Source organism: Streptomyces sp. JW3 (genome assembly GCF_052216785.1).
Taxonomy (GTDB): domain Bacteria; phylum Actinomycetota; class Actinomycetes; order Streptomycetales; family Streptomycetaceae; genus Streptomyces.
Map to the genome: position 1 here is coordinate 1 of NZ_JBQOUX010000290.1, position 329 is coordinate 329.

Annotated in this window: 1 protein-coding gene; it reads left to right on the plus strand. The window is 66.0% G+C overall.

The features are described 5' to 3' along the window. On the plus strand, positions 1–329 hold a 329-nt coding region (locus ACTT8P_RS38545), incomplete at both ends, for a B12-binding domain-containing protein (RefSeq protein ID WP_442836443.1).

Here is a 329-nt window from a genome sequence, read left to right on the forward strand (position 1 = left end):
GGCGAGCGCAACGGTCTGGAGGCCGACCTCGACGCCGCGCTGGCCGCCCGCCCCGCCCTGGAGATCGTCAACGAGGTACTGCTGGACGGCATGAAGGTGGTCGGTGAGCTGTTCGGCTCGGGCCAGATGCAGCTGCCGTTCGTGCTGCAGTCCGCCGAGGTGATGAAGACGGCCGTCGCCTACCTCGAACCGCACATGGAGAAGACCGACGACGACGGCAAGGGCACGATCGTGCTGGCCACCGTCCGCGGCGATGTGCACGACATCGGCAAGAACCTGGTCGACATCATCCTGTCGAACAACGGCTACACGGTGGTCAACCTCGGGAT